This is a genomic window from Plantibacter sp. lyk4-40-MEA-4 (genome assembly GCF_030209415.1).
Classification (GTDB): domain Bacteria; phylum Actinomycetota; class Actinomycetes; order Actinomycetales; family Microbacteriaceae; genus Plantibacter; species Plantibacter flavus_A.
The window spans coordinates 116,154-140,865 of record NZ_JARVSA010000007.1; the positions used below are offsets into that span (position 1 = coordinate 116,154).

The window sequence follows — 24,712 nt, forward strand, 5'->3', positions numbered from 1 at the left end:
CCCACCGGGACCGGTCAGATCTCGGCGTGCAACTGCCAGACGCGCTCTGCGGAGTCACGCCAGCTGAACGCCTGCTCGCGGTCCATGCCGAGGATCCGCAGTCGAGCGAGTCGTTCGGTGTCACCGACGACGTCGTTGATGGTGGCGATGAGACGGTCCGCGTAGCCCTTCGCACCGGACTCGACGACGACACCGGCTCCGCCGCCGACCTCGACGAGCGCGGGCACGTCGGAGTGGATGACGGGCGTGCCGAAGCGGAAGGCCTCGACGAGCGGGAGGCCGAAACCCTCGGCCAGACTCGGGTACACGAGTGCGGTGGCGCGGTCGAGGACGACGGCCAGGTCGGCGTCGTCGAGGAATCCGAGTGCTCGCACGCGGCCCTCCGGAAGACCGGCCTCGTCGGCGACCTGCGCGAGTGTGACGTCTCCCCAACTGTCGGTGCCGACGATGAGGAGCGGCAGGTCAGGCGCTCCCGGACGACCGAGCCCGGTGATGAGCTCGGTGATGCCGCGACGCGGGTCGAGTGAGCCGACCGAGACGAGGTACTCCGAGGGGAGGTCGAGCGTCCGTGCTCGGCCGTCGGCATCCGTGGGGAGGGCGAGGGTCGATGCGGCGGCGCCTCCGATGACGCGGACCCGGTCGCCGAGGTCGATGATTTGACGCAGTTCGTCTGCCACGGCATGGGTCGGCACGACGATGGCGTCGGCGTGTTTTCGGGCGCGTTTCACCATGGCCTTCTGCCAGCTGACCGACAAGGGCGTCAGCGAGGACGGGTGCGACCAGGCGAGCGTGTCATGGATGGTGACGACGATCTGATTGCCGTCGTTGATGCGGTCGTGCCTGCTGAGCGGAGCGAGGAGACCCGGCGCGTGCACCATGCCGTTGCCGGCGCCGGGCGTGACGATACCGAGCTGCCAGGCGGCGCTGAGCTCACGTCGGGGCAGCGTCGTGCGGTGCAGGGCTGCGAGGCCCGGCAGCTTCGATTCGAGGAGGTCGACCTTCTCCTTCGACACCGCGGACACGATGCCTTCGACGTCGCAGCCGGGAGGTGCGCTCGCGATGATCTCGCGGGTGAGTTCCTCGGAGTACCGGCCGACACCACCTGCCACCGGAGCGACGATCTGGTCGACGACGACCCGGAGTGTCGTCACGGTGCCGTCACGACGCCGTGCTGCGTCGCTGCTTCGAAGGCCTCGCGCCAGTCGCGCATCGGCGCCAGACCTGCGACGGCCCAGGCGTCGTGGCCCAGCACCGAGTAGGCGGGGCGCGGCGCAGGACGGACGAAGGCGGAGCTGTCGGTGGGGGAGACCCGGGCAGGGTCCGCGCCGACCGCCGCGAAGACGGCCTGTGCGAACTCGTACCAGGAGGCCTGCCCACCGTTCGTGCCGTGGTACACCCCAGCCGGCGCGTCAGCATCGAGCAGCGCGACGATCTGCGCAGCCAGGTCCGCCGTCCAGGTCGGCTGTCCCAGCTGGTCGGTCACGACGCCCGGATCGACGCCGTTCGCCGCCAGCTTCGCCATCGTCGCGGCGAAGTTCGGTCCGTTCTTCCCGTACAGCCAGGCCGTACGGACGATGTACGACCCGTCCGGGTGTTCCGCGAGGACGGCACGCTCACCGTCGGCCTTCGTCCGGCCGTAGGCGCTGATCGGCGCGAGCGGGTGGTCCTCCTGGTACGGCGAGGTGGCGGAGCCGTCGAAGACGTAGTCGGTGGACACCTGGACCAACTTCGCACCGGCCTCACGAGCGGCCACCGCGAGGTTGCGGGCTCCGACGGCGTTCACCGCGGCCGCGTCGGCCTCGTTCGATTCGGCGTCGTCCACCTTCGTGTATGCGGCAGCGTTGATGACCGCCGAGTGGCCGGCGACGGCGGCGCGGACGGCCTCGAGATCCGTCACGTCGAGCTCGGCGCGGCCGAGGGCGGTGACCGGACGGCCCACGAGGGCCTCCTGCAGGTCATGGCCGAGCATGCCGGAGGCTCCGGTGATGAGATAAGACAAGGTGTGGTTCCTCTCCGATGGGGCGAAGTCATCGTAACGTGTGGGGCTTCGGGAGGTCTGGACGGTCGGGACCTGACACCCCGAGCCGCCGCGGAACCGGTGTCCGCCTCAGCCGAGGGAAGGGCGGTCTGTCGGCTCCCTGACCGTGCCGGTCCGCGATGGGGGTTCTTCGAAGATCGTCCGCTGTGCTTCCTCGACGCGGGCTGCCGATGCGAGACCGTCCTTACGATGGTGCCCGTAGACCCAGTAGCGGTACAAGGCGAACCGGAACAGCGTGCCGAGGCCCAGCCCGATGACGTTGCTCGCGATGTTGTCGGCGAGGAGCGTGTCGTACCCGAGAACGTAGTGGCTGATGTAGAGGCAGAGGAGCGCGATCCCCATGCCGCCGAGCGACACGACCACGTACTCGACGAGCTCGAGGACGAAGTTCTTGCGACGGTGCTCACGGAACGTCCAGTAGCGATTGCCGATCCAGTTGAAGACGATGGCGACCGAGACGCTGACGGCCTTCGCCCCGATGGGCGACTGCAGGGCGTGATCGTGTCCGAACACGCCGAGCCGCAGCAGGTTGAACAGGGCGATGTCGATGCCGAACCCGATGAGCCCGACGACGCCGAACTTGAGCGCGTACTGCGCGATGCCGAACCAGACGCGCTCTGCGAGCCTCTTGAGGCGCTCCATGTTGCTCCCAAACGACGAAACCGATCGTTCGAGTATCACAGGGGACGCCGCTCCGTGCGCTGTGAGCGTTGTCACAGAGTGCCGCGGCAGTCGACGGATTGGTAGGATCGCCGGGTGCAGATCCGAGAACTGAACGTCCCAGACAGCTACGAGATCACGCCGAAGCAGTTCGGCGACGACCGAGGTGTCTTCCTGGAGTGGTACCGCTTCGACAAGCTCGAGGAGGCGAGCGGTCGCTCGATCAAGCTCGCCCAGTCGAACACGTCCGTGTCCAAGCGCGGCTCCGTCCGTGGCATCCACTTCGCCGACATCCCGATCGGGCAGGCGAAGTACGTCACGGCGACGCGTGGCGCGGTCCTCGACTACGTCATCGACATCCGCGTCGGTTCGCCGACGTTCGGCCAGGTCGACTCGGTGCTGCTCGACGACACCGACCGCAAGGCGATCTTCATCTCCGAGGGGCTCGGGCACTGCTTCGTGGCGCTGACCGACGATGCGACCGTCAGCTACCTCGTCACCGACGTGTACCGTCCTGACCGCGAGCATGGCATCAACCCGCTCGACCCGGAGATCGGACTCGTCATCCCGGACGCGGCAGGAACACCGCTCCTGTCGCCGAAGGACACCGAGGCTCCCGGCCTGTCGGAGGCGGCAGCGGCCGGCCTGCTGCCGACGTGGGACGACGCCCGCGCGTTCTACGCGTCGCTCCGGTCGAGCTGATCGCATGAGCGAGCCCGCCAACCGGTCGCTCGTCGGCTCGGCACCCGTGGTGATCGAGCCCGACTGGCTCGGTCCCACGGCCTTCTGGCAGCCGAGGTTCTTCCCGCTCTCGGCGTGGGTCGAGCACGCGCCATTCGCCTTCTGGATCGCCGATGCCGTCCGACCACGTGTCTTCGCCGAACTCGGCACGCACTACGGTTACTCCTACTTCACCTTCTGCGAGGCGTTCCGTCGCCTCGGCTTGGAGACGAAATCCTTCGCGCTCGACACCTGGCAGGGCGACGACCACGCGGGTGCTTACGGTGAAGAGGTCTACGAGTACGTCACGGGCGTGAACGACCGGGAGTTCGGATCCTCATCGACCCTGCTGCGAGGGTACTTCGACGACTCCGTCGACCAGTTCGCCGACGGCACCATCGACCTCCTCCACATCGACGGGCGTCACGGCTACGAGGACGTCCTGCACGACTACGAGTCCTGGCGGCCCAAGCTCTCCGAGCGCGCCGTGGTCCTCTTCCACGACATCGCGGAGCACCAGGAGGGGTTCGGCGTCTGGCGGTTCTGGGACGAGATCAAGACCCGCCACCCCTCGTTCACCTTCGAGCACAATCACGGCCTCGGTGTCCTGGGCGTCGGTTCCGAGCTGCCCGAGACGATGGTCCGGTTCTTCGAGGTCGCGGCTCGGGAACCTGAACGCGTCCGCGACGCCTACGCGCGGCTCGGTGCGGACTTGTCCGCCATCGTCGCGGGGCGGGACGACGATGCCGCTGTGCGGGTGGCTCTCGAGGAACGAGGGGCTGCCCTCGAGGAACGAGGGGCCGAACTCGAGCATGCCGAACAGCTCGTCGCGGCCGCTGAAGCCGAAAACCTCGGCCTCCGCCAGCAGCTCGAAGCGGTGCGAACAAGTACCAGCTGGAAGCTCACGGCTCCCGTGCGAAAGGTCAGCGGAGTGGTGAGGCGTCGCGCGGACTGAATCGCGCCGACCACGACCGTCTCGGCGGCGTCGGATCGCCGTGGCGAACTCCGACTAGACTGCATGAGTTATGCGAGGAATCATTCTGGCCGGAGGATCCGGCACGCGACTGTGGCCGATCACCAAGGGCATCTCGAAGCAGTTGATGCCCATCTACGACAAACCGATGATCTACTACCCCCTGTCGACGCTGATGATGGCCGGGATCGACGAGATCCTCATCATCACCACGCCGGAGTACAACGAGCAGTTCCGCGCGCTCCTCGGGACCGGGGCCGAGCTCGGCATCCGCATCGAGTACGCGGTCCAGCCCTCGCCCGACGGCCTCGCCCAGGCGTTCATCATCGGTGAGGAGTTCATCGGCGACGAGAGCGTCGCGCTCGTCCTCGGCGACAACATCTTCCACGGCACGGGACTCGGCTCAGCCCTCCGCAATCACAACAGCATCGACGGTGCGCTGATCTTCGCCTATCAGGTCGCCGACCCGACCGCCTACGGCGTCGTCGAGTTCGATGACGACTTCACGGCGATCTCGATCGAGGAGAAGCCGGCGAAGCCGAAGAGCAACTACGCCGTCCCCGGTCTGTACTTCTACGACAACTCGGTCGTCGAGATCGCGAAGACGATCGAGCCATCCGCTCGCGGCGAGCTCGAGATCTCGACCGTCAACGAGCGCTACCTCGAGCAGGGATCGCTGCAGGTCCAGGTCCTCGATCGCGGCACCGCCTGGCTCGACACCGGCACCTTCGAGTCGATGATGCAGGCATCCGAGTACGTCCGGGTCATCGAGGACCGTCAGGGGTTCAAGGTCGGGTGCATCGAGGAGATCGCATGGCGCGCCGGGTGGATCGACGACAAGCAGCTGGCCGTCCTCGCCGCTCCTCTGGTCAAGAGCGGATACGGACGTTACCTGCAGACCCTGCTCGCGCAGGCATGACGCTCGTCACCCCGCGCTGAGCGCACGGATCGTCACTCCGGGCCCGGTGCCGCAGTAGGTCGTCCGACCGCTGGGGTGCCGGGCCTGATCCGTGCGACAGCGAGCGCGTACAGGCACACGGCGACGTCGATGACGATGAGTCCGAACCGGCTCACGAGCACGATACCGAGGACCGAGCCGACCGGGACGACACTGGTGAGCACGAGGGCGAGGATCGCCTCCCGGACGCCAGCGCCGGCGGGCGCGATGATCGCGAGGAACCCCGCGACCCAGGCCAGGGCGTAGCCCGAGGTCGCGAGCGGCAGCAGACCCGGATCGAATGTGCCCAGCGACGTGACGATGGTCCAGAGATGGACGCCGAAGCACACCCAGCTGATGAGCGACCATCCGATGGCTGCGGTCAACGGGAGGGCCCGGATGGGCGGTAGAGGGTCCTTCCGGCGGAGGAGTCGGAAGGCGAACCCGATGATCCTCGTGAGGACCGGTGGCAGGAGGGCGATGACGCCGACGGCGATCGCGAGGACGACGAGCCAGCCGTAGGAAGCGGCCAGTGCCGGAAACGCGAGGAACGTGCCGGCGGCGACGGTTGAGCCGGCGATGAGGCTCACCAACAGCTGGGCTGTGAGGGTGATCGCCGTGACCCCCGTCGGGATGCCCGCGCGCGCGCCGAGCTGGCTGCCGGCGACGATGGGCCAGACACCGCCCGGCAGGTACTTGCCGATCTGGGACACGAACACGACGTGCGAGGCGTCCCGCACCGAGATGCGGTAGCCGAAGGCGATGACGACGGCCCGCCAGGCGAGCATCGAGAAGAAGACGCCGAGGAAGCCGGCCACGAGAGAACCGAGCAGCCAGACCGGTTGCATCGTGAGCACGCTCGAGACGAAGTCGTCCCAGCTGCGGATGACGGTCCACGTGATGAAGCCGATGACGACCACCGCGAAGGCGATCTGGAGGGGCCGTTTGACCTGGGTAAGCTTGTTCATGGCAGATGCCCATTATCTCCCACGGCGTCCACAGCCGGTGCGTGCGGCGATCGCCGCACGTCGATGGGAGCACCCGCTCGATCCGGAGGTCCCGTGCCACGTCCCCGTCTCCTCGTCCTCGCCTCCACGTTCCCCGCCCGTGCCGGCGACGGCGTGCCGGCGTTCGTGAGGGATCTGGCTCTGCAGGAATCCCTCGACTTCGACACCAGGGTCCTGGTACCACGGGTGCCAGGGGCCGCATCGGATGAGCAGGACGGTGACCTGCACATCACGCGATACCCGTATTTTCCGAAGCATTGGGAGGACCTCGCAGACGGCGCCATCATCGAGAACCTGCGTGCGAAGCCGATTCGCTGGCTGCAGGTTCCAGGGCTGTTCCTGGCCCAACTGATTGCGCTCCGACGTGTTCTCCGTGAGTTCCGTCCCGACGTCCTCCATGTGCATTGGATCATCCCCCAGGGGGTCGTGGCCCTGCTCGGCGGCCGACGCGTCCCGCAGCTCGTGACGACCCTCGGCGGCGACCTGTACGCGCTGAACGCCGCTCCGCTGCGTGCGCTGAAGGCGCGGATCGTGCGTCGGGCGGGCGCGGTGACCGTCATGAACGCCGACATGCGTGACCGCGTGATCGCGTTGGGCGCAGCGCCTGCAAGCGTCCAGGTCATCCCGATGGGTGCCGATCTGCCTCCGGTCCCTGCGTCGGAGCCGGCAGGGGCGGACGAGGCCGTACCGGCTCCAGGCGTGGTGCCCGCCCGCTTGATGTTCGTCGGGCGACTCGTCGAGAAGAAGGGTCTGTCCTACCTCATCGAGGCCGTCCGCCGGGCACCGGCCGGGTCGCTGGAGCTCGAGATCGTGGGCGACGGACCGCTGCGGACCGCCCTCGAGACGGAGGCATCCGGCCTACCCGTGGTCTTCATCGGTCAGCAGGGGCGCACCGAGCTGTTCGCTGCGTACCGCCGTGCCGACGTGGTCGTCTTCCCCTCGGTCGCGTCCACCTCCGGCGATCAGGACGGTCTTCCGGTCGCTCTGCTCGAGGCGATGCGTGCCGGCCGGGCCATCATCGCGACGGATCTGCCGGGGTTGAACGAGGTCGTGCTCGACGACGCGACCGGCTTGGTCGTACCCGATCGGGATACTGCTGCCCTGCTCCGAGCGATCCAGCGGCTCGCTGACGATCCAGACCTCCGGGAACGACTCGGCGCGGCAGCCGCGACGCACGCCGAGCAGTTCTCGATCGAGGCGATCGGCTCCCGATACCGCACGCTGCTGCACGACGTGCTGGGTGCCGTCGGTCGTCGTTCGTCCGACTGATCGGTCAGCGTCGTCCGAGCTGTTCCCAGGTCGAGGCGATGCCGCGCTCCAGGGGGGTCGTCGGAGGGGCGCCGAACTCGGAGCGGTAGCGTGCGGTCTCGAGCACGACGGTCTCGACGAACGTGCTCGGGACAGGTCGCGGAGCGACGTCCAGCGGTCGGCCGACGACCCGTGCGATGGCCTCCAGGACCTCCGAGACCGTGTGTCCGACGCCACTCCCGATGTTGTAGACCGAGTGTGCCGGGTCACCGTCGACGATCCGGGCGATCATCTCGATCGCGTCGTCGATGTAGAGGTAGTCGCGCACCATGCTGCCGTCGCCGTAGCGGACGATGGCGTCGCCCGCGGCGATGTTCGCGAGCGCGATGGGGATGAGCCCCTGGCGGCGGCCGGGGTGCTGACCGGGCCCGTACGGATTCGAGATGCGGAGTGACACCGCGTCGAGCCCACGTTTGACACGGAAGTACCGGAGGTAGTGCTCGATCGTGAGCTTCCCGATGGCGTACGGGGAGCGGGGGAGGGCCGGGTCGGTCTCCCGGTATCGTTCGAGACCCTGATCGCCGTAGATCGCGCCACCGGTGGAGGCGAAGTAGAACCGTTCGATCTCGGCGTCGGCACACAGACCCAGGAGCTCGACGGTCTGTCCCACATTGGTGCGGAGATCGAGCGAAGGGTCGTTCTCAGAGGTCGCCGGCGCGGTCGTGGAGAGGAAGTGGAACACGAGGTCCTGACCGCGGACCGCGGCTGCGAGGTCGCTGCGGTCGAAGAAGTCTCCGGCCAGGATCGTCGCGTCGCGCGTGTCGAAGTTCCGCGGGGATCGGAACCGGTCGAACACCGTCACGTCATGACCGCGTTCGACGAGGGCGTCCACGAGTGGTCCGCCGAGGAACCCGTTGCCGCCGATGACGAGGCTGCGCACCATGGCTCAGCCGCCGTACCGCTGCAGCTTGAGGTAGTCGAGCATCTCCTCGTTGAGCGTGCGGTTGATCCTGGTGAGGTCGGCGACCACACCGATGGCGAAGGACAGGAGCGCGCCCATCAGCAGCGTCGCCCCGACGAGCAGGCTCTGGAGGTGGTTCCCCTCGTCCTGGACGATCGTGAGGATGAGGTACCGGACGAACGGGGTGAGCCCCGCGAGCAGCAGCAGGAGTCCGAGCCCGGCGAACACGACATAGGGCCGGTACATCAGGAAGGCCCGCACGATCGCGACACCCGACTGGTACATGTGCTCGCCGATGGATCGGAACAGTCGTGACTCGCGCGTCTTCGGATTCGTCGTGACCGGGATGCTCGTGATCGCCAGGCGTTTGTTGCCCGCCTGGATGATCGTCTCCATGCAGTAGCTGAACTTGGTGACCATGTTGAGCCGGATGAGGGAGTACTTCGAGTACGCGCGGAACCCGCTGGCCGCATCCGGGAGCGTCGTCTTCGCCGCCTTGTTGACGATGAAGCTCCCGAAGCGCTGCATCGCCTTCTTGAACGGGGAGAAGTGCTCGATGAGCGCCGTCTGCCGGTCCGCCACGACGATCTCGGCCTCACCCGCGAGGATGGGCTGGACCAGGTCGCCGATGCGGTTCTGCGGGTACTGGTTGTCGCCGTCCGTGTTCACCACGATGTCGGCGCCGTGGAGCAGGGCGTAGTCGACGCCGTCGCGGAACGACCGGGCCAGTCCCATGTTCGTCGAGTGCTTCACGAAGTGCTTCACGCCGTAGGACTTGGCGACCTCGATCGTGCGGTCGGTCGACCCGTCGTCGATGATGAGGATCTCGATCTCGTCGATGCCCGGGATCGAGGTCGGAATCGACTCGAGGACGAGCGGGAGGGTCTCCTCTTCGTTCAGGCACGGGATCTGGACAAAGAGCTTCATAGGCGACTTCCGGAACTGTAGGCGATACGACCGGTCCCAGAGTACCGTCGGATCCGTCGGGTCGCTGCTCGGAGCCGACCCGAGCAGGTCCGTCGGGTCATGCGGTCACCGGTTGCAGCACGAGGGTTGAGGCATACTGGGGGCTTTGACCCTGACGAGCCCGAGGAGTGCCGTGCAACGATCGCGACCTCGCGACGGCGTGTCCGCGCCTCGGAATCCCTCGATGCTCGGCCCGAGTCTCGGGTCGTCGGCGGTGTCCGTGATCGCGTGGGCTGCACTGGTGGCCTTCGTCGTGTGCACGATCGGGCCCGCGCTCGTCGGTGTCACGAGTTTCCTCGGCACCGACCTGCTGGTCTCCTTCGCCCCGTGGCAGTCGTCGATCGGGTTGCCGCAGGATCCGACGAACCGCTTCATCGGCGACACCATCGACACCGTGGTACCGCAGACCGCCTTGATCGTCGAGGCCGCACGGGAGGGCTCGTTCGCGGCGTGGAATCCGTACGCGGCGGGTGGTGCCGAGCTTGCCGGCCTGCCGAACTCGGGCGTGTACTCCCCGCTGTCGCTGCCGTGGTGGTTCCTCCCGGTGAGCGCCGCACCCGGCTACGTGAAGCTCCTCGAGATCGTCGTCATCACCCTCGGCATGTCCTTGCTCCTGCGGCGCTGGAGGCTGCCGAACGCGAGCTGGGCGGTCGCGAGCCTCATCTTCGCGTCGTCCGGATTCATGATCTCCTGGACGAACTGGCCGCAGACCCGTGTGGCGGCCCTGCTGCCGTTGTTGTTCTGGGCGCTCGACCGCATTGCGATCCGTCCCCGACCGGTCGACGTGGCCATCCTCGGGCTCGTGGTCGCCTCGCTCCTCCTCGGTGGCTTCCCGGCGGTCGCCGGCTACGCGCTCTATGCGGGAGGCGCCTACCTGCTCGTGAGGTCGATCGTCGTCCGGCGGCGATGGCAGGGGGTGCTGTCAGCAGTCGGCACCGGTGCCGCCGGTGTCGTGCTCGGTGTCGGTCTCTCCGCTTGGCAGCTCGTCCCGTTCGCGGTGAACGCGTCGAGTGTCCTCGATCTGTCTGCCCGCGCGGCAACGTCCGGCGCGTCACTGCACTGGGGCGACCTCGCGTCGCTCCTCGTACCGGAGGTTGTCGGAGATGTCGACGCCGGGCTCACCTGGGGAGCCGGGAATCCGATCGAGCGCTTGTCCTACATCGGCGTCGGAGCACTGGCCCTGGTCGCCGCCGCCGGTCTCATCGTCCCCCGGAGCCGGCGACTCCGCCCGAGTTTGACCTTCGTCGTCGTCGCGCTCGCGCTCAGTGTCGTCCTCACCTTCGTGGGCGGTCCGATCCTCGCGGCGTTCCAGGAGCTTCCGGTCTTCTCCAACAACCCGATCGCGCGGCTGCGGGTCCTCGTCGGGTTCTTCCTGGCGCTGCTCGCGGCGGTCGGCTTCGCCGCGGTGATCGATCCGACCTCGCTGCGAGCGGAGGTGCGTCTCCTGCGGCGCGCTCGGACGAGACGTCATCTCTGGTGGCGGATCCTGGCGCTCGTCGTCGTGATCGCCATCGGGTGCGTCGCGGCGTTCACCGTTCGCGACACGCTCTGGACGCTGCCCGCCGACGTCATCCCCGCGATGCGCGAGCACATCGGCGTGGTCGGAGCCTTCGCGGCCTTCGCCGTCCTCGTCGTCGTCGCCGCCTGGGTCGGTGGTCGACGTGTCGGCATTCTGGCGGGCTGCATCCTCCCGGTCATGCTCGTCGTGCCGGCGATCGTGGTCGCGAACGAGTGGTGGCCGCAGTCGCCCCCGGAGACGGTCTACCCGACCACGGCGACACATCGGTTCCTGGAGCGCGGACTCGGGGAGAGCCGGTACGCGTCCGTAGACCAGACGATGCTCCCGGGGACGAACACGATCGACCGGCTCCGCTCCGTCGGTGGGCACGCGTTCCACACGAGCGAGTGGCAGGATCTCCTGGAGGCGGTCGAGCCGGACGCGTTCTTCAGCCGGACGTACTCCGCTCTGCGTTCCGGGGATCTCGCGACCTCGATCCGCTCACCGATCCTGGACCGGCTCGCCGTCAAATACGTCGTCGACAATCCGGAGGCCACGGTACTCGGCCAACCGGAAGGCACGATCGACCGCACCGGCCGGGTGCAGGTCGCCGACGGGGACCGAGTCCGTTCCGCGGTGCAGTCCGGCCCGGTGCGAGGCGTCGTGTTCGCGTTGCCGGACAGCGTCGTGGGGCAGGACGACCCCGACGGAGTGACCGTCACCCTCGACATCCGCGACGCGGTGACCGATGAACGGATCGCGACGACGTCGACCTGGTTTCCCGCGCTGACCGCCGACCAGTCGGTCGCGGTGGAAGGCGAGGACATTCCAGCCGACCGAGCCTGGGTGGCAGAGCTGCGGTTCGACGGCATCGGCATTCCGGCTCCGGTCGCAGCCGATCCCTCCGGCCGGTTGGGGATCTCGCTCGTCCGTCCCGCCGACGACGGGCTCCGCGTCGCGCACACGGGCGACGCCACCGTCTATGAACGGACGACGGCACTCGATCGGATCAGATGGGCGTCGACCGCGGTGACGGAGACTGACCCTGCCGAGCAGGTGGCGACGATGGCGGACGGCTCCCTTCCGAGCACGGCCGTCCTGCTGGAGCGTCCGGAGGATGCTCGGGAGGTCGCGAGCGACCGAGCGGCCTCGACCGCCGCGGTCACGGTCCTTCCCAGCGACACCAGTCGCATGGAGGTCGAGGTGGTCGCCGATGGAGCAGGCTGGGTCGTGGTCGCGGACTCGCTTCGCCGACCGGGCTGGGCGGCGACGGTCGACGGGAAGCCCGTCGAGCTGCTGCCGGCCGAGCATGCCGGCGCGGCCATCGCGGTCCCGACCGGCGAGCACCGTGTCGTCCTGCAGTACACGGTCCCCGGGCAGCAAGTCGGTCTGGGGGTGACCGCGGCGTCGTCGCTCGTCGTCGTGGTCCTCGTCGTCGTGGACGCGTTCCTCGTCCGCCGCCGCCGGCGATCGCTCCTGAGTGGTGACCCAGGACTTCTAGGTTAGATTGGTCAGCATGTCTTCACGCCCGACCCCCGGGGTGCGATGAGCTACGTCAAGGAGATCCTCGGATCCCGCGAGCTCCTCGCGAACCTCACCCTCCGCGACATCCGCGGCCAGTACAAGCGAACCATCTTCGGCCAGCTGTGGTCCTTGGCGAACCCGCTGGCGCAGATGCTCATCTACACCTTCGTGTTCTCGTTCATCTTCCAGGTTCCGCTGCAGACGGGCGACCCGAGTGGGCTGCACATCTTCGCGCTCTGGCTCCTCTGCGGGCTCCTGCCCTGGATGTTCTTCTCGAACGTGGTGAACACCGGCATGGGCTCCCTCATCGCGAACACCGGACTGATCCAGAAGGTGTACTTCTCGCGCATCGTGCTCCCGATCTCCGCGGTCGGTGCCATCGGCTTCAACTGGTTGTTCGAGATGGCCGTGCTCTGCATCGCGCTGAGCCTGCTCGGTGCGTTCGTCCTGCCGTGGCTGCCGCTCGTCGTGCTCACCATGGTCCTCCTGGCGATCTTCGCCGCGGGCCTCGCACTGATGCTGTCCATCGCCAACGTCTACTTCCGCGACACGCAGTACTTCATGGGCATCATCATGCAGATCTGGATGTACGCGACGCCGATCATCTACCCGATCTCGCTCGTGCAAGCGCAGTCCGACAAGTACGGCCCGCTGTTCGGGACGCCGATCACGATCATCGACATCTACCGCATCAACCCGCTCGAGCACTTCGTGGCCGTGTTCCGGAACCTCCTTTACGACAACCGGTTCCCCGACCCCGCCGACCTGCTCACCATCGCCGCCTGGGCGCTCGTGTCCTTCACCGTGGGCCTGCTCGTCTTCCGCCGGCACGAGAAGAGATTGGCGGAGGCCCTGTGAGCACCGCAGCAGTCGTCGTGGACGACGTCAGCAAGAAGTTCCGGCTCTACCACGAGCGCAACCAGAGCATCAAGTCGGCCATCATGCGCCGACGTCGTTCCGTCCACGAGGACTTCTGGGCCCTCAAGAACGTCGGGTTCGAGGTGCCTGAAGGATCGACCTTCGGTCTCATCGGGTCGAACGGCTCGGGCAAGTCGACGCTGCTCAAGTGCCTCGCCAAGATCTACTATCCCGAGCAGGGGTCGATCACCGCGCGCGGCAAGCTCGCCGCGCTGCTCGAGGTCGGCTCGGGATTCCACCCGGAACTCTCCGGGCGGGACAACATCTTCCTGAACGGGTCGATCCTCGGGATGTCGCGGAAGGAGATCGAGCGCAAACTCGACACGATCATCGACTTCTCCGGCGTCGAGCAGTTCATCGACCAGCCGGTGAAGAACTACTCGTCCGGAATGTACGTGCGTCTGGGCTTCTCCGTCGCGATCAACGTCGACCCCGACGTCCTCGTCGTCGACGAGGTCCTCGCGGTCGGTGACGCGGAGTTCCAAGAGAAGTGCCGTCAGAAGTTCGTCGAGTACAAGCAGCAGGGCAAGACGGTGATCCTGGTGAGCCACTCGATGGACACGGTGCAGCAGATGTGCGATCACGCGGCCTGGTTGCGGCACGGCGAACTCGTGGAGAGCGGTGAGGCCGCTCCGACGATCGCCGCCTACCTCAACAGCCTCGGTGAGAACGCCGGCTGAGTGGAGCGAGCGGCGGTTCGAACCGCCGCTCATGTGCGGAACGATACACTCGGCAGGTCTGTCGAGGACAGGATATGTCGAGGAGCAAGAGTGAAGAACACACGTAAGAGACGTCCGGGCGTCGTATCCGTCATCCTGGTGAACTACCGCGGATCCGCGGACACGATTCAGTGCGTGCGGACGCTCCGCGAAATCGACTTCCCGCAGGACCGCCTCGAGATCATCGTGGTCGAGAACGGCTCCGGCGACGACAGCCTCGAGCAGCTCGCCACCCTGGGGGACCTCGCGACGATCGTGCCCTCCAAGGTCAACGGCGGCTTCACCGGTGGTTGCAACCTCGGCGTCTCGAAGTCGAGCGGTGAATTCGTCGCCTTCCTCAACAACGATGCACGCCCCGACGACCAGTGGATCAACGCGGCGATGGACACCTTCGCCGAGAGCAAGGACATCGGCGCCGTCGCGAGCAAGGTGCTCGACTGGGAGGGTGAACGCGTCGACTATGTCGGCTCGGCGCTCACGTGGTACGGCATGGGGTACAAACCGCACGCCGGTGAACACGACCGACCCGAGTGGAGCGTCGAGAAGGACGTCCTGTTCGGCACCGGCGCGGCGATGTTCGTCCGGGCCGAGCTCTTCGAGCAGCTCGGAGGGTTCGACGACCGCTACTTCATGTTCTACGAGGACGTCGACCTCGGCTGGCGCTTGAACCTCCTCGGCCACCGGTTCCGGTTCCAGCCGAAATCGCTGGCGTTCCACAAGCACCACGCGTCGATGGAGAAGTTCGGCAACTACTTCGAGACCTACCTGCTCGAGCGCAACGCCCTCTACACGCTCTACAAGAACCTCGACGACGAGGCCCTCAGCCGCTCGTTCGCCGCGGCGGTGCTGCTGGCGACGCGTCGCGCCACGGGTCGGGCGAAGCTCGACACGACGGCGCTCGATCTGCGCAAGTCGAAGGACGACGACGGCAGTCCGGCATCGATGCTCTCGAAGCAGCTCCTCGCCGGCGTCAACGCCATCGACCAGGTCGTGGAGAACCTCCCGGAACTCGCGAAGGACCGCGAGCTGGTGCAGGCGACCCGTACCCGGTCCGATCGCCAGCTGCGGCTCCTGCTCGGCAACATCGACGAGCCCGCCTACCCGATCGAGAGCTATCTCGAGGGGTACGACAAGATCGTCTCATCACTGAACGTCCTCGACGAGCCGCTTCGACGCCGCGTGCTGATCATCACCGGCGATCCGATCGGTGCCAAGATGGCCGGTCCGGCGATCCGTGCTTGGAACATGGCCGACACGCTCGCCGACGAGCACGACGTGCGCCTCGTGAGCATGACCGGCGTCTCGATCGAGAGCGAGCGGTTCGAGCTCGACGTCGTGTCGCACCACCGGCCCGCGAGCATGAAGCCGCACGAGAAGTGGGCCGACGTCATCATCCTGCAGGGGCACGCACTCGCACTGTTCCCGGCGCTCGAGACGACGACCAAGGTGCTCGTCATCGACGTGTACGACCCGCTCCACCTCGAACAGCTCGAGCAGGGCAAGAGCGACAACCTCGTCACCTGGGGCGACCAGGTCTCCGACGCCACCGACGTGCTCAACCACCAGCTGGCCCGCGGAGACTTCTTCCTGTGCGCGAGCGAGCGCCAGCGACACTTCTGGCTCGGCCAGATGGCCGCGCTCGGCCGGATCAACCCCTACACCTACACGCGCGACGAGGACCTCGAGACCCTCATCGCGATCGCTCCGTTCGGCATTCCGGCCGGCCGTCCCGAGCACACCCGTCCCGCATTGCGCGGTGTCGTCCCGGGCATCGGTGTCGACGACAAGGTCATCATCTGGGGTGGCGGCATCTACGACTGGTTCGACCCGGGAATCGTGATCCGTGCGGTCGGCGAGCTCGCCAAGCAGCACCCGGACCTGCGGTTGTTCTTCATGGGTACGAAGCACCCGAACCCCTCCGTCCCCGAGATGCCCGCAGTGGTCGCGGCCCGTGCGTTGAGCGACGAACTGGGCCTGACCGGCACCCACGTGTTCTTCAACGACTCGTGGGTCGCATACGACGACCGCCACAACTACCTCCTCGAGGCGGACCTCGGGATCTCGACCCACTTCCAGCACGTCGAGACCACGTTCTCCTTCCGCACCCGCATCCTCGACTACCTGTGGGCCGGACTGCCGATCGTGACGACCGAGGGCGACTCGTTCGGTGACCTCGTCCGCGAGGAGACACTGGGCGTTTCCGTTCCGGAGCGCGACCAGCGCGCGCTCATGGACGCGATCGAGCACGTGCTCTTCGACGATGCGTCCCGCGAGGCGGCGAGGGCGAACGTGCAGCTCGTCCGCGAGCGGTTCGTCTGGTCGAGCGCGCTCGCCCCGCTCGTCGAGTTCGTCCGGAACCCCCGGCTCGCCGCGGACAAGGCCCCCGCCGAGGCCGGTGCGAAACCGGTCGTCCTGTCGTCCTCGCGTCAGCAGCAGACGCCGCCGCGGCGCACCGGCATGCGGCGTGACGTCGACCGGGTGGCGTACTACCTCAAGAACGGCGGCCCGAAGGTCGTCGTCGAGCGGTTCGCCGCGCGTCAGCAACGTAAGCGCGACGCCGACAACGTGTAGATATCGGCGTCGTGACGGCGTCGCTCAGGAAGGTTGCATGGACATGGTTGACGAGACGGAACACGAGGCGGGGACCGCGGACGACGGCGCCCTGTGGGTGCAGCCCGCTGGGCGGAGCACTGAGGAGCTCGTGGCGCAGGTCAAGGCGCTCCAACACCGCGTGCTGCTCGACGCCGACCGCCTCGTCGGTCTGGCGGCGGAGCGCGACACCCTGCGTGCTGAGGTCGATCGGTTCGCCGAGACCGAGCTCGCCGTCGCCTTCGCGCGGGTGGACCAGCTCGAGGACGAACGCGAGGGGCTCGTGCACGAGGTGCACAAGCTGCTGCGAGACCACCGTCTCGCGCTCGAACTGCGCGACGAGCGGACCCGTACCGAGGTCGACCAGATCCTGGCGTCGACCACCTGGAAGCTGGGCTCCGCCGTCATCAAGCCCATCAGCGGCATCCGCTCGGTGGTGCGCCGCTCGTGACCGCTCCACTGTTCAGCGTCGTCACCCCGGTCTACAATCCTCCGATCGACATGCTGCGGCAGATGGTCGAATCGGTCCGGCGGCAGGCGTTCCGCGACTGGGAGTTCATCCTCGTCGACGACGTCTCGCCGGATCCCCGGGTCCTCGAGGCACTTCGCGGCTTCGCGGCGGAGGACGACCGGATCGTCGTCGTCACCCGTGAATCGAACGGCGGAATCTCCGCTGCATCGAACGACGGCGTCGCCGCGGCGACCGGGCGGTTCCTGGTCCTGCTCGACCACGACGACCTCCTCGGCCACGGGGCGCTCGCGCAGGTCGCGCAGGCGATCGCCGCGGACGATCGGATCGATTACGTGTACACCGACGAGGACAAGGTGGACCTCGACGGGTACCACTACGACGTCTTCAAGAAGCCGGACTGGTCGCCCGAGCGGCTCCGCTCGCACATGTACCTCGGGCACCTGTCGGTCATGCGTCTTGACCTCGTCCGAGCGGTCGGTGGATTCGACAGCACCTACGACGGATCGCAGGACCACGACCTCGCGCTGAAGGTCACCGAACGCGCACGGGTGGTGCACCACATCCCCGAGGTCCTGTACCACTGGAGGGCCCTTCCTGAGTCGACCGCCTCGTCGAGCGGGGCGAAACCATACACCTGGGATGCGGGTGTCCGTGCGGTCGATGCGCATCTCCAACGGGTCGGTATCGACGCGACCGCCGAGCGTGGTGACTGGCCGAACACCGCTCGCGTCCGCCGCGCGCTGGACCCGGCGACCTCGGTCAGCGTGATCATCCCCACGCGCGGCAGTTCGGGAGTCATCGACGACGTCGAGCGCGTGTTCGTCATCGGTGCCGTCCGGTCCGTGCTCGAGCATGCCGGAGACGTCGATCTCGAGATCGTCGTGGTCTACGACCTGACGACGCCGGCGACCGTCCTCGACCTCCTGCGCGAGATCGCCGGCGATCGGCTCACCCTGGTGCCGTTCGACCGGCCGTTCAACTACGGGGAGAAGTGCAACGTCGGGTTCGTCGAGAGCCGCGGCGAGATGATCGTCCTGCTCAACGATGACGTCGAGGTCATCTCGGACGACTTCCTGGTCGAGCTGGTCGCACCGTTGCTCCAAGCGGACGTCGGAATGACCGGCGCGCAGCTCGTGTACGAGGACGGGCTCATCCAGCACGCCGGTCACCGTTACGCGAATCGAGGGTTCTCGCATCCGCTCACCGCCTACCGCTTCGGTGATTCGGCGCCGCACGCCGCTCTCAAGATCGACCGCGAGGTTTCGGGCGTGACCGCCGCATGCGCCGCGCTGCGCCGCGACACCTACGCTCGCGTCGGCGGCGTCACTGAGTCGCTGCCGTTGAACTTCAACGACGTCGACCTGTCCCTGAAAGTGCGCTCCCTGGGACTTCGTATCCTGTATCTCGCTCGGGTGCACCTCTACCACTACGAGTCGAAGACCCGGATCGCGATCGTGCACGAGTGGGAACTGAGGACGGTACGTGCTCGCTGGGGCGTGATCTACCGTGACCCGTACCTTCCCGAACACCCGGACGACGCCTACCACCCCTACGCTTCCCGACGTTCGCGATCGCGCTCGTGGACGCCCGATTCGGCCTGAGCACCATCGACGCGCCGACATTCAGGTCATCGACAGCTGTTTCGAACCCGGTACCCTGAAAGGGGCACATCCGGCGTGCCGAGGAGGACTGATGACCGAGTGGCGCATACGCCCAGCGGCCTGCGTGGTGACGGCTCTGCTCGTCGGCGTCGGTCTGACCGGCTGCTTCGGCGGTGATCCGGCCGAGTCGAGCGCAAGCCCGACGCCGAGCCCGACCCTGCTTCCAGGCGTCGAACCCACCTTCAAGACGGAGGATCCGGAACCGATCCCGCTCGACGCGGTCATGGTGTTCGCCGGTGTCGACCCCGACGGAACGACGGTCTCGGCATCCGGCTACATCGCCGGCGTCATCGAGAACGGCGGGACCTGCACGTTCACGTTCTCCGGCTCGGGCCCGGACGTGGTCGTCACCAGCGAGGGACTCGCCGACTCGAAGACCACCTCGTGCGGCACCGTTCAAACCCAGATCAGCGACTTCACCAGCGGGACGTGGACGGCCGTCCTCTCCTACCAATCGGACAAGACCGGAGCGCTCACCTCTGAGCCGCTGACGGTGGAGGTACCATGACGCGCCGCAGCCCACTCATCGTCATCGCGACGGTCTTCGCTCTCCTCGTCGGCGTGTTGACGGTCGCCCCGGCCGTCGCCCCGAGCGCCGAGGCCGCCAACGGGTCCGACTTCCGAGCCGGTTCGATCATCAGCGACCAGCTCTTCTACGACGGCGGCGCCATGAGCGCGCCTGCGGTCCAGGACTTCCTGAATCGAGCTGTGCCGAGCTGTCGTGCCGGTTACACCTGCCTCAAGGACTACGCTCAGGCGACTCCTTCCCGGGCCGCTGTCTCCGGTCGCTGTGCCGCCTATGCGGGTTCCGGTCGGGAATCGGCGGCGAGCATCATCTCCAAGGTGGGAGCGGCCTGCGGGATCAGCCAGAAGGCCATGATCGTCCTCATCGAGAAGGAACAGGGACTCATCACCGACACCTGGCCGAGCGATCGGCAGTACCGCAGCGCGACCGGCTACGGGTGCCCGGACACGGCCGACTGCGATACGACCTACTACGGGTTCTTCAACCAGGTGTACGCGGCTGCACTGCAGTTCAAGAACTACCAGGCGAACCCGACCCGGTGGAACCATGTTCCTGGGCGCGTCAACGCCGTCCGGTTCTCGCCGACCGCCTCGTGCGGGTCCAGCAACGTCTTCATCGAGAACGCCGCGACCGCAGGGTTGTACAACTACACGCCGTACCAGCCGAACGCCGCGGCGCTCGCGAACCTCTACGGCACGGGCGACGGCTGCAGTGCGTACGGCAACCGGAACTTCTTCCGCATCTACACCGACTGGTTCGGACCGACCAACGGGGTGTTGAACCCTGCGGGCGCCTACGACGCGTTGAGCGTCAACGTCGGGGCGAATGATGCGACCATCTCCCTGTCGGGCTGGACCCTGGACCTCAACCGCACCTCCGCATCGCTCGAGGCGCATGTGTACTTGACCTACCCTGACGGCTCGACCAAGGGGTCGGTCATGCAGGCGAACAAGTCCAGACCGGATGTCGCGCGCGCGTACCCGGGCGCCGGTGAGGCCCACGGCTACAGCACCAACATCACCGTCACCCGTGGGGGGACCTACACCGCTTGCGTGTACGGGATCGGTTTGAGCGCCAACCGGTTGCTCGGATGCAAGTCGGTGAGCGTGCCGCAGGATGCGCCGATCGGTTCACTCGACGCGGTCCGGGTTACCGGAAGCGGTTCGACGACGGCGCTCTACGTCGCGGGGTGGGCGATGGATCCTGACGCCAAGTCGGTTTCGAACGACGTGCACATCTACGTGAGGCAACCCGACGGGCAACGTCCGGGAACCGCCATGACGGCGTCCGCATCACGCCCCGATGTCGCCAATGTGTACCCTGGGGCGGGCGCTGCCCACGGGTTCAGCCAGAGCTTCCCGGTGTCTGCAGGCGGGCGGTATGAGGTCTGTGCTTACAGCATCGCCAAGTTCTGGCAGAACGTCGGAGTGAACACGGAGCTCGGCTGTGTGGCGGTCGACCTCGTGAAGGACTTCCCGGCCGGCAGCTTGGATCTCGTCGACGTCAGTCAGTCAGCCACAGGCGCGTCGATCAACGTGGGTGGATGGACGCTTGATCGTGGCGCACTCGGAACAGCGATCCCGGTACACGTCTACATCACCGATCCGACCGGGAAGCGCTCCGGCTATGTGCGCGGGTCCGGCGGCCAGCGTGATGACGTGAACCGTGTCTACGGGGCCACCGGACCGCATGGTTTCTCCGAGTCCTTCCCCGTCACGGCTCCCGGCGACTACCAGGTGTGCGCCTACGGCATCGCGGTGTCGCCGCTCAGCGTCGGGATGAACTCCACGATCGGGTGCCGCACCGTGACCGTGGGGACGAGTTACCCGGTCGGGTCGTTCGACGGAGCCCAGGTGTCCGGTTCGACGACGGCCGGGAACGCCTCGCTGTCCGTCTCCGGGTGGACGGTCGACGCACAGCTTCCGAAGACGCCGATCCAGATGCACGTCTATGTCACGGCGCCCGACGGGACGGTGAAGGGGTACGCGTTCCAGGCTGACAAGGTGCGTTCGGACATTGCACGGATCTATCCCGCCTACGGCGGTGCGCACGGGCTCAGCGAGTCCATACCGGTGACGGCCGCTGGTGATTACAAGGTCTGTGGCTACGGGATCGGGACCGCGGTGTTCAACACCGGCAAGAACGTGCTCTTCGGTTGCACCACGGTCCGCGTGAACTGACCACGCCGATGCGACTACGAAGGCGCCGACACTCTCCAGGGTGTCGGCGCCTTCGTCGTCCGCAGCGGGGGAGGGGTGTCAGCGAACGGTCACGAGCTCGTCCTCGGCCCGCGCGCGCAAGGCGAGTCGTGCTGCTCCGAAGCAGGCCGCTCCGATCGTGAGGACGCCGACGGCGAGCCAGAGCGTCATGCCGCCCGGCGGCGCCCACTCCGGCCGGGTGATCATCGCGAGCCAGCTCCCGCCGGTGTCGCCGATGCTGTAGCGGCGGAGCGCCCCGATGTAGCTGAGGAACTGCGCGAACCCGAGCGCGGCGATCAAGATCACGACGAGTCGCCGCTGGATCGAGCGGCCGAGCGCCGAGCCGTGCTCGGCGAGCAGTGCGCCGATGGTGAGGAGCATGAGCGCGAACAACGGCAACGTGTACCGGCCCTGCCAGATGATCCCACCCGAGGTCACCCACACGCCCTGGAGGAGCGCGGGGACGAAGACGACGGCGGCCATGAGGAGGACGGCGACGACCAGTCGACGCCCGCGGAGGAGGACACCGGCACCGAGGAGCAGCAGGCCGATGACGGCCGGCCAGATGAAGAACACCGCGTCGGGGGCGGGCGTGTCGAGCCAGCCGAACTCGCCGATCATCTGCGCACCGTAGTAGAAGGTGAGGTCGAGGATGACCGCGACCCCGACGATGGGCGCGTCACCGACGTGCGGGTACGGGGGAGGCGGCGCATTGGGGTCGACCGCCATGGCGAGCGAGTTCGAGCCGAGCAACCATGCGGCGGCGGCGGCGGTGCCGAGCGCGACGAGGACGATCGTCACCTGCACCGAACGGCGCTTCAACAGCGCGAGGAGGTCCCGACCGGGTAGCAGCACGAGTGCCGCCGCGATGGCCATCGCGAGCCACAAGGGAGACAGACCACGCGTGTTGGCTGCAAAGACGCCGCCGACCACGAGAGCGCTCAAGGGGAGCCACAGCGGGGCCGCGGACTGTCTCGTCGTGATCGTCAGCAGTCCGACGACGGCCGCCATCATCGCGGTGACCTCGAGGCCGTTCGGGTTGATCGTCCCCGCCAGGAACAGGGTGACCGGTGTCGCCGCGGTCAGGAAGGCGATGATGGGCAGGGCACGGTGGCGCCAGGTGGCGATGAGCGCGAAGCCGACGGCGAGGAAGAACGAGCAGACCAGTGCGCTCATGAGCCGCATGGCGAAGATGCCCGTGGAGTCGTCGAAGACGAGCGACGGCCACCCCACGAGGACGTAGTACAGCGGGTTGTAGAGTCCGGCCGTGGTGGTGATGTCGACGAGGGTGGTCGGGTCGCCCGGCACCTGCGTGACACAGTCGGCCGTGACCGTCTCGGTGAAGGCGGTGCAGGTCTGATTGTTGGTCCAGGCGATGTACGACGGCACCTGCACCACGTTGCCCTTCGGCGTCGAGGGTCCGACGAGCTGCCCGCGAGCCACCGAAGCGGCCTTGACGATGTGCGCCGGCTCGTCGGGTGCTGCCGCGAGCGGGGTCGTCAGCGCCCAGGCGCTCGTGATCGCCGTGCAGACGATCCACGCGAACGCGAACACGATGAGGAAGCGGCGGACGAGGCCATGAGCCTGGCGTGCCCCCCGTTCCCGGTCGTCGATCGGTGGGACGGAAGGGGCTGAGGCCATGGGCGGCTGGTCCAATCAGGGAGCACACGCTGCATCTGGCCGCGCGTTCGGTCTGGTCTGCTGCGTCAGTCTACCCGCCGACCTGGGCGGCGGCCGGTGCGGCGGTACCATCGAATGTCGTCCGTCCCAAGCGAAGGATCCCGCTCCGTGCCTCTCGTTCTGCACCCTCCCGTCGAGGACCGGCGTGTCGGCTCCCGGTAGCGCCACGCCCGCCGACGCCGCGCGTCGCGGACCCAACGGCGCCGTCCTCATCCTCGTGGCTACGGCTGTCGGAGGTGGCGCGGGCTACCTGTTGCAGATCGTGACCGGGGCGGCGCTCGGAACGGCGGCGTACGCGCCGTTCTCCGTCTTCTGGTCCGCGCTCTACCTCCTGGTCAGCGCCCTCTCCGGGGTGCAGCAGGAGGTGGCCCGCGCGACGCACCCGGATCCCGTCACGGTCGAGACGTCGACGCGCGCGCCGGTCGTGCGGAACTTCGCCCTCGCCGCGTCCGCGGTCGCTGCCGTGTTCGTCGCCGCGACCGCCTGGCTGTGGGTCGGGGCGGTCTTCCCCGACGCGGGGTGGGCACTGGTCCCGCAGCTCGTCGTCGGACTCGCCGCCTACGTGATCGTGGCTGCGACGGCCGGCGTCCTGTACGGCCTCTCGCTCTGGACCTCGGTTGCGGCATTGACGATCGTCGACGGGCTCCTGCGGTTCGCGATCGTCGGTGGCCTCCTCCTGGTGACCGACGACACGACGCTGCTCGCCTGGGGTGTCGCCGCGCCGTTCGTGCTGACACCGCTCATCCTGTGGCCCTTCGTCCGTCGCGGGGTGGTCGGCCGGTTCGGCATCGACGTCGGTCCGACGGCCCTCAGCTGGAACGTGCTGCGGACGGTGGTCGCCTCCGCGGCGACGGGCGTGATGGTGAGTGGGCTGCCCCTCGTCATCCAGGCCACGGGCGACACCGTCTCGCCGAACGCCTTCGGATCGCTCACCTACGCCATCACGCTGACCCGGGCGCCCATCGTCATCGTCGTCCTGGCGCTGCAGAGTTACCTCGTCATCGTGTTCCGTTCCCACGCGGACGCCGTGCTCGGGTGGGTCCTCCGGATGGTCGTCCTCGTCATCGTGGCGGCAGGGGTGCTGGGCCTGCTCGCGTGGTGGCTCGGTCCGTGGGCGCTCTCCATCGTGTTCGGGCGCTCCGATGTCCTCGCGGGAGGGACCATCGGGCTGCTCGTCGCGACGGCCGGGCTCGTCGGCGCACTGTGCGTGACCGGGTCCGCGACACTCTCACGATCGCAGCACACCGCTTTCGCGGCGGGATGGATCGTCGCCGCGCTCGCGATGGTCGCAACGCTGCTGCTTCCGCTCGGCCTCCACGAGCGCACGCTCCTGGCGCTCACGGTCGGACCGGTCGCCGGGCTCGTCGTGCACGTGGTCGGACTCCTGCGCGGACGCCCGGTCGCTTCCTGAGGGGCG

Annotated in this window: 20 protein-coding genes; 13 read left to right on the top strand and 7 right to left on the bottom strand. The window is 67.6% G+C overall.

Going from position 1 to position 24,712, the window contains the following annotated elements; translation table 11 throughout:
- Window positions 1-14: 14 nt before the first annotated feature.
- The 3 genes from QRN44_RS13840 to QRN44_RS13850 all read right to left on the bottom strand — a co-directional run bounded on the left by QRN44_RS13840 (window position 15) and on the right by QRN44_RS13850 (window position 2,680).
- Complete coding sequence (locus tag QRN44_RS13840) at window positions 15-1,151, bottom strand: glycosyltransferase family 4 protein (protein WP_285039414.1); 1,137 nt, start codon at window positions 1,149-1,151, stop codon at window positions 15-17.
- Window positions 1,148-1,999 carry a dTDP-4-dehydrorhamnose reductase gene (gene rfbD / locus QRN44_RS13845; RefSeq protein WP_082916026.1) on the bottom strand — a complete coding sequence of 284 codons (852 nt, stop codon included), beginning with the start codon at window positions 1,997-1,999 and terminating at the stop codon, window positions 1,148-1,150. Before rfbD ends, QRN44_RS13840 begins: the two co-directional genes overlap by 4 nt.
- 108 nt (window positions 2,000-2,107) lie before the next feature.
- Window positions 2,108-2,680: a GtrA family protein gene (locus QRN44_RS13850; protein WP_064295185.1), complete on the bottom strand. Its 573-nt coding sequence runs from the start codon at window positions 2,678-2,680 to the stop codon at window positions 2,108-2,110.
- A 114-nt stretch (window positions 2,681-2,794) separates the two neighbouring features.
- Between QRN44_RS13850 and QRN44_RS13855 the strand changes: the two genes are divergently transcribed.
- From QRN44_RS13855 to rfbA, 3 genes are all read left to right on the top strand, one after another.
- Window positions 2,795-3,400 carry a dTDP-4-dehydrorhamnose 3,5-epimerase family protein gene (locus QRN44_RS13855; RefSeq protein ID WP_064295186.1) on the top strand — a complete coding sequence of 202 codons (606 nt, stop codon included), beginning with the start codon at window positions 2,795-2,797 and terminating at the stop codon, window positions 3,398-3,400.
- Between the two features lie 4 nt (window positions 3,401-3,404).
- Window positions 3,405-4,373, top strand: a complete 969-nt coding sequence (locus QRN44_RS13860) for a class I SAM-dependent methyltransferase (protein WP_071262511.1) — start codon at window positions 3,405-3,407, stop codon at window positions 4,371-4,373.
- 70 nt (window positions 4,374-4,443) lie between these two features.
- Window positions 4,444-5,310, top strand: coding sequence for a glucose-1-phosphate thymidylyltransferase RfbA (rfbA, locus tag QRN44_RS13865; RefSeq protein WP_064295188.1), 867 nt, complete (start codon window positions 4,444-4,446; stop codon window positions 5,308-5,310).
- Between the two features lie 32 nt (window positions 5,311-5,342).
- Here rfbA and QRN44_RS13870 read toward each other — a convergent pair whose 3' ends face one another.
- A complete protein-coding gene (locus QRN44_RS13870) occupies window positions 5,343-6,296 on the bottom strand; it encodes a lysylphosphatidylglycerol synthase domain-containing protein (protein WP_064295189.1) in 954 nt (317 codons plus the stop codon).
- Window positions 6,297-6,389: 93 nt separating this feature from the next.
- On the opposite strand from QRN44_RS13870, the gene QRN44_RS13875 reads away from it, so the two are divergent.
- Window positions 6,390-7,604 (top strand): glycosyltransferase, encoded by a 1,215-nt coding sequence (locus QRN44_RS13875; protein WP_285039415.1) that lies wholly within the window; start codon window positions 6,390-6,392, stop codon window positions 7,602-7,604.
- Window positions 7,605-7,608: 4 nt separating this feature from the next.
- On the opposite strand, the gene QRN44_RS13880 is transcribed toward QRN44_RS13875, so the two are convergent.
- Both QRN44_RS13880 and QRN44_RS13885 read right to left on the bottom strand, forming a co-directional pair.
- Window positions 7,609-8,526: an NAD-dependent epimerase/dehydratase family protein gene (locus QRN44_RS13880; RefSeq protein ID WP_071262509.1), complete on the bottom strand. Its 918-nt coding sequence runs from the start codon at window positions 8,524-8,526 to the stop codon at window positions 7,609-7,611.
- A gap of 3 nt (window positions 8,527-8,529) precedes the next feature.
- On the bottom strand, window positions 8,530-9,471 hold the full coding sequence (locus QRN44_RS13885; protein WP_285039416.1) for a glycosyltransferase family 2 protein: 942 nt from the start codon (window positions 9,469-9,471) through the stop codon (window positions 8,530-8,532).
- Between the two features lie 223 nt (window positions 9,472-9,694).
- On the opposite strand from QRN44_RS13885, the gene QRN44_RS13890 reads away from it, so the two are divergent.
- From QRN44_RS13890 to QRN44_RS13925, 8 genes are all read left to right on the top strand, one after another.
- Window positions 9,695-12,514: a putative glycosyltransferase family protein gene (locus tag QRN44_RS13890; RefSeq protein ID WP_285039417.1), complete on the top strand. Its 2,820-nt coding sequence runs from the start codon at window positions 9,695-9,697 to the stop codon at window positions 12,512-12,514.
- Between the two features lie 39 nt (window positions 12,515-12,553).
- On the top strand, window positions 12,554-13,390 hold the full coding sequence (locus QRN44_RS13895) for an ABC transporter permease (RefSeq protein WP_064295194.1): 837 nt from the start codon (window positions 12,554-12,556) through the stop codon (window positions 13,388-13,390).
- Complete coding sequence (locus QRN44_RS13900; RefSeq protein WP_229939008.1) at window positions 13,387-14,130, top strand: ABC transporter ATP-binding protein; 744 nt, start codon at window positions 13,387-13,389, stop codon at window positions 14,128-14,130. Before QRN44_RS13895 ends, QRN44_RS13900 begins: the two co-directional genes overlap by 4 nt.
- Before the next feature lie 90 nt (window positions 14,131-14,220).
- The gene (locus QRN44_RS13905; RefSeq protein WP_285039418.1) at window positions 14,221-16,740 is read left to right on the top strand and encodes a glycosyltransferase; all 2,520 of its coding nucleotides are present in this window, start codon (window positions 14,221-14,223) and stop codon (window positions 16,738-16,740) included.
- Window positions 16,741-16,777: 37 nt separating this feature from the next.
- Window positions 16,778-17,209, top strand: a complete 432-nt coding sequence (locus QRN44_RS13910; RefSeq protein WP_064295196.1) for a hypothetical protein — start codon at window positions 16,778-16,780, stop codon at window positions 17,207-17,209.
- Window positions 17,206-18,831: a glycosyltransferase family 2 protein gene (locus QRN44_RS13915; RefSeq protein ID WP_064295197.1), complete on the top strand. Its 1,626-nt coding sequence runs from the start codon at window positions 17,206-17,208 to the stop codon at window positions 18,829-18,831. Before QRN44_RS13910 ends, QRN44_RS13915 begins: the two co-directional genes overlap by 4 nt.
- Before the next feature lie 91 nt (window positions 18,832-18,922).
- The gene (locus tag QRN44_RS13920; protein WP_285039419.1) at window positions 18,923-19,399 is read left to right on the top strand and encodes a hypothetical protein; all 477 of its coding nucleotides are present in this window, start codon (window positions 18,923-18,925) and stop codon (window positions 19,397-19,399) included.
- Complete coding sequence (locus tag QRN44_RS13925; protein ID WP_064295199.1) at window positions 19,396-21,597, top strand: hypothetical protein; 2,202 nt, start codon at window positions 19,396-19,398, stop codon at window positions 21,595-21,597. Before QRN44_RS13920 ends, QRN44_RS13925 begins: the two co-directional genes overlap by 4 nt.
- Window positions 21,598-21,675: 78 nt before the next feature.
- Here the strand turns inward: QRN44_RS13925 and QRN44_RS13930 are convergent, their stop codons facing one another.
- Window positions 21,676-23,256: a DUF2142 domain-containing protein gene (locus QRN44_RS13930; RefSeq protein ID WP_071262503.1), complete on the bottom strand. Its 1,581-nt coding sequence runs from the start codon at window positions 23,254-23,256 to the stop codon at window positions 21,676-21,678.
- A gap of 184 nt (window positions 23,257-23,440) precedes the next feature.
- On the opposite strand from QRN44_RS13930, the gene QRN44_RS13935 reads away from it, so the two are divergent.
- On the top strand, window positions 23,441-24,706 hold the full coding sequence (locus tag QRN44_RS13935; RefSeq protein WP_285039420.1) for a hypothetical protein: 1,266 nt from the start codon (window positions 23,441-23,443) through the stop codon (window positions 24,704-24,706).
- Window positions 24,707-24,712: the final 6 nt, after the last annotated feature.

Coding starts and splice junctions, on each gene's coding strand:
- QRN44_RS13860 (WP_071262511.1), top strand. CDS start 3,405: ATGAGCGAGCCCGCCAACCGGTCGCTCGTCGGCTCGGCACCCGTGGTG.
- rfbA (WP_064295188.1), top strand. CDS start 4,444: ATGCGAGGAATCATTCTGGCCGGAGGATCCGGCACGCGACTGTGGCCG.
- QRN44_RS13880 (WP_071262509.1), bottom strand. CDS start 8,526: ATGGTGCGCAGCCTCGTCATCGGCGGCAACGGGTTCCTCGGCGGACCA.
- QRN44_RS13925 (WP_064295199.1), top strand. CDS start 19,396: ATGACGCGCCGCAGCCCACTCATCGTCATCGCGACGGTCTTCGCTCTC.
- QRN44_RS13920 (WP_285039419.1), top strand. CDS start 18,923: ATGACCGAGTGGCGCATACGCCCAGCGGCCTGCGTGGTGACGGCTCTG.
- QRN44_RS13885 (WP_285039416.1), bottom strand. CDS start 9,471: ATGAAGCTCTTTGTCCAGATCCCGTGCCTGAACGAAGAGGAGACCCTC.
- QRN44_RS13910 (WP_064295196.1), top strand. CDS start 16,778: ATGGACATGGTTGACGAGACGGAACACGAGGCGGGGACCGCGGACGAC.
- QRN44_RS13895 (WP_064295194.1), top strand. CDS start 12,554: ATGAGCTACGTCAAGGAGATCCTCGGATCCCGCGAGCTCCTCGCGAAC.
- QRN44_RS13870 (WP_064295189.1), bottom strand. CDS start 6,296: ATGAACAAGCTTACCCAGGTCAAACGGCCCCTCCAGATCGCCTTCGCG.
- QRN44_RS13890 (WP_285039417.1), top strand. CDS start 9,695: ATGCTCGGCCCGAGTCTCGGGTCGTCGGCGGTGTCCGTGATCGCGTGG.
- QRN44_RS13930 (WP_071262503.1), bottom strand. CDS start 23,256: ATGGCCTCAGCCCCTTCCGTCCCACCGATCGACGACCGGGAACGGGGG.
- QRN44_RS13850 (WP_064295185.1), bottom strand. CDS start 2,680: ATGGAGCGCCTCAAGAGGCTCGCAGAGCGCGTCTGGTTCGGCATCGCG.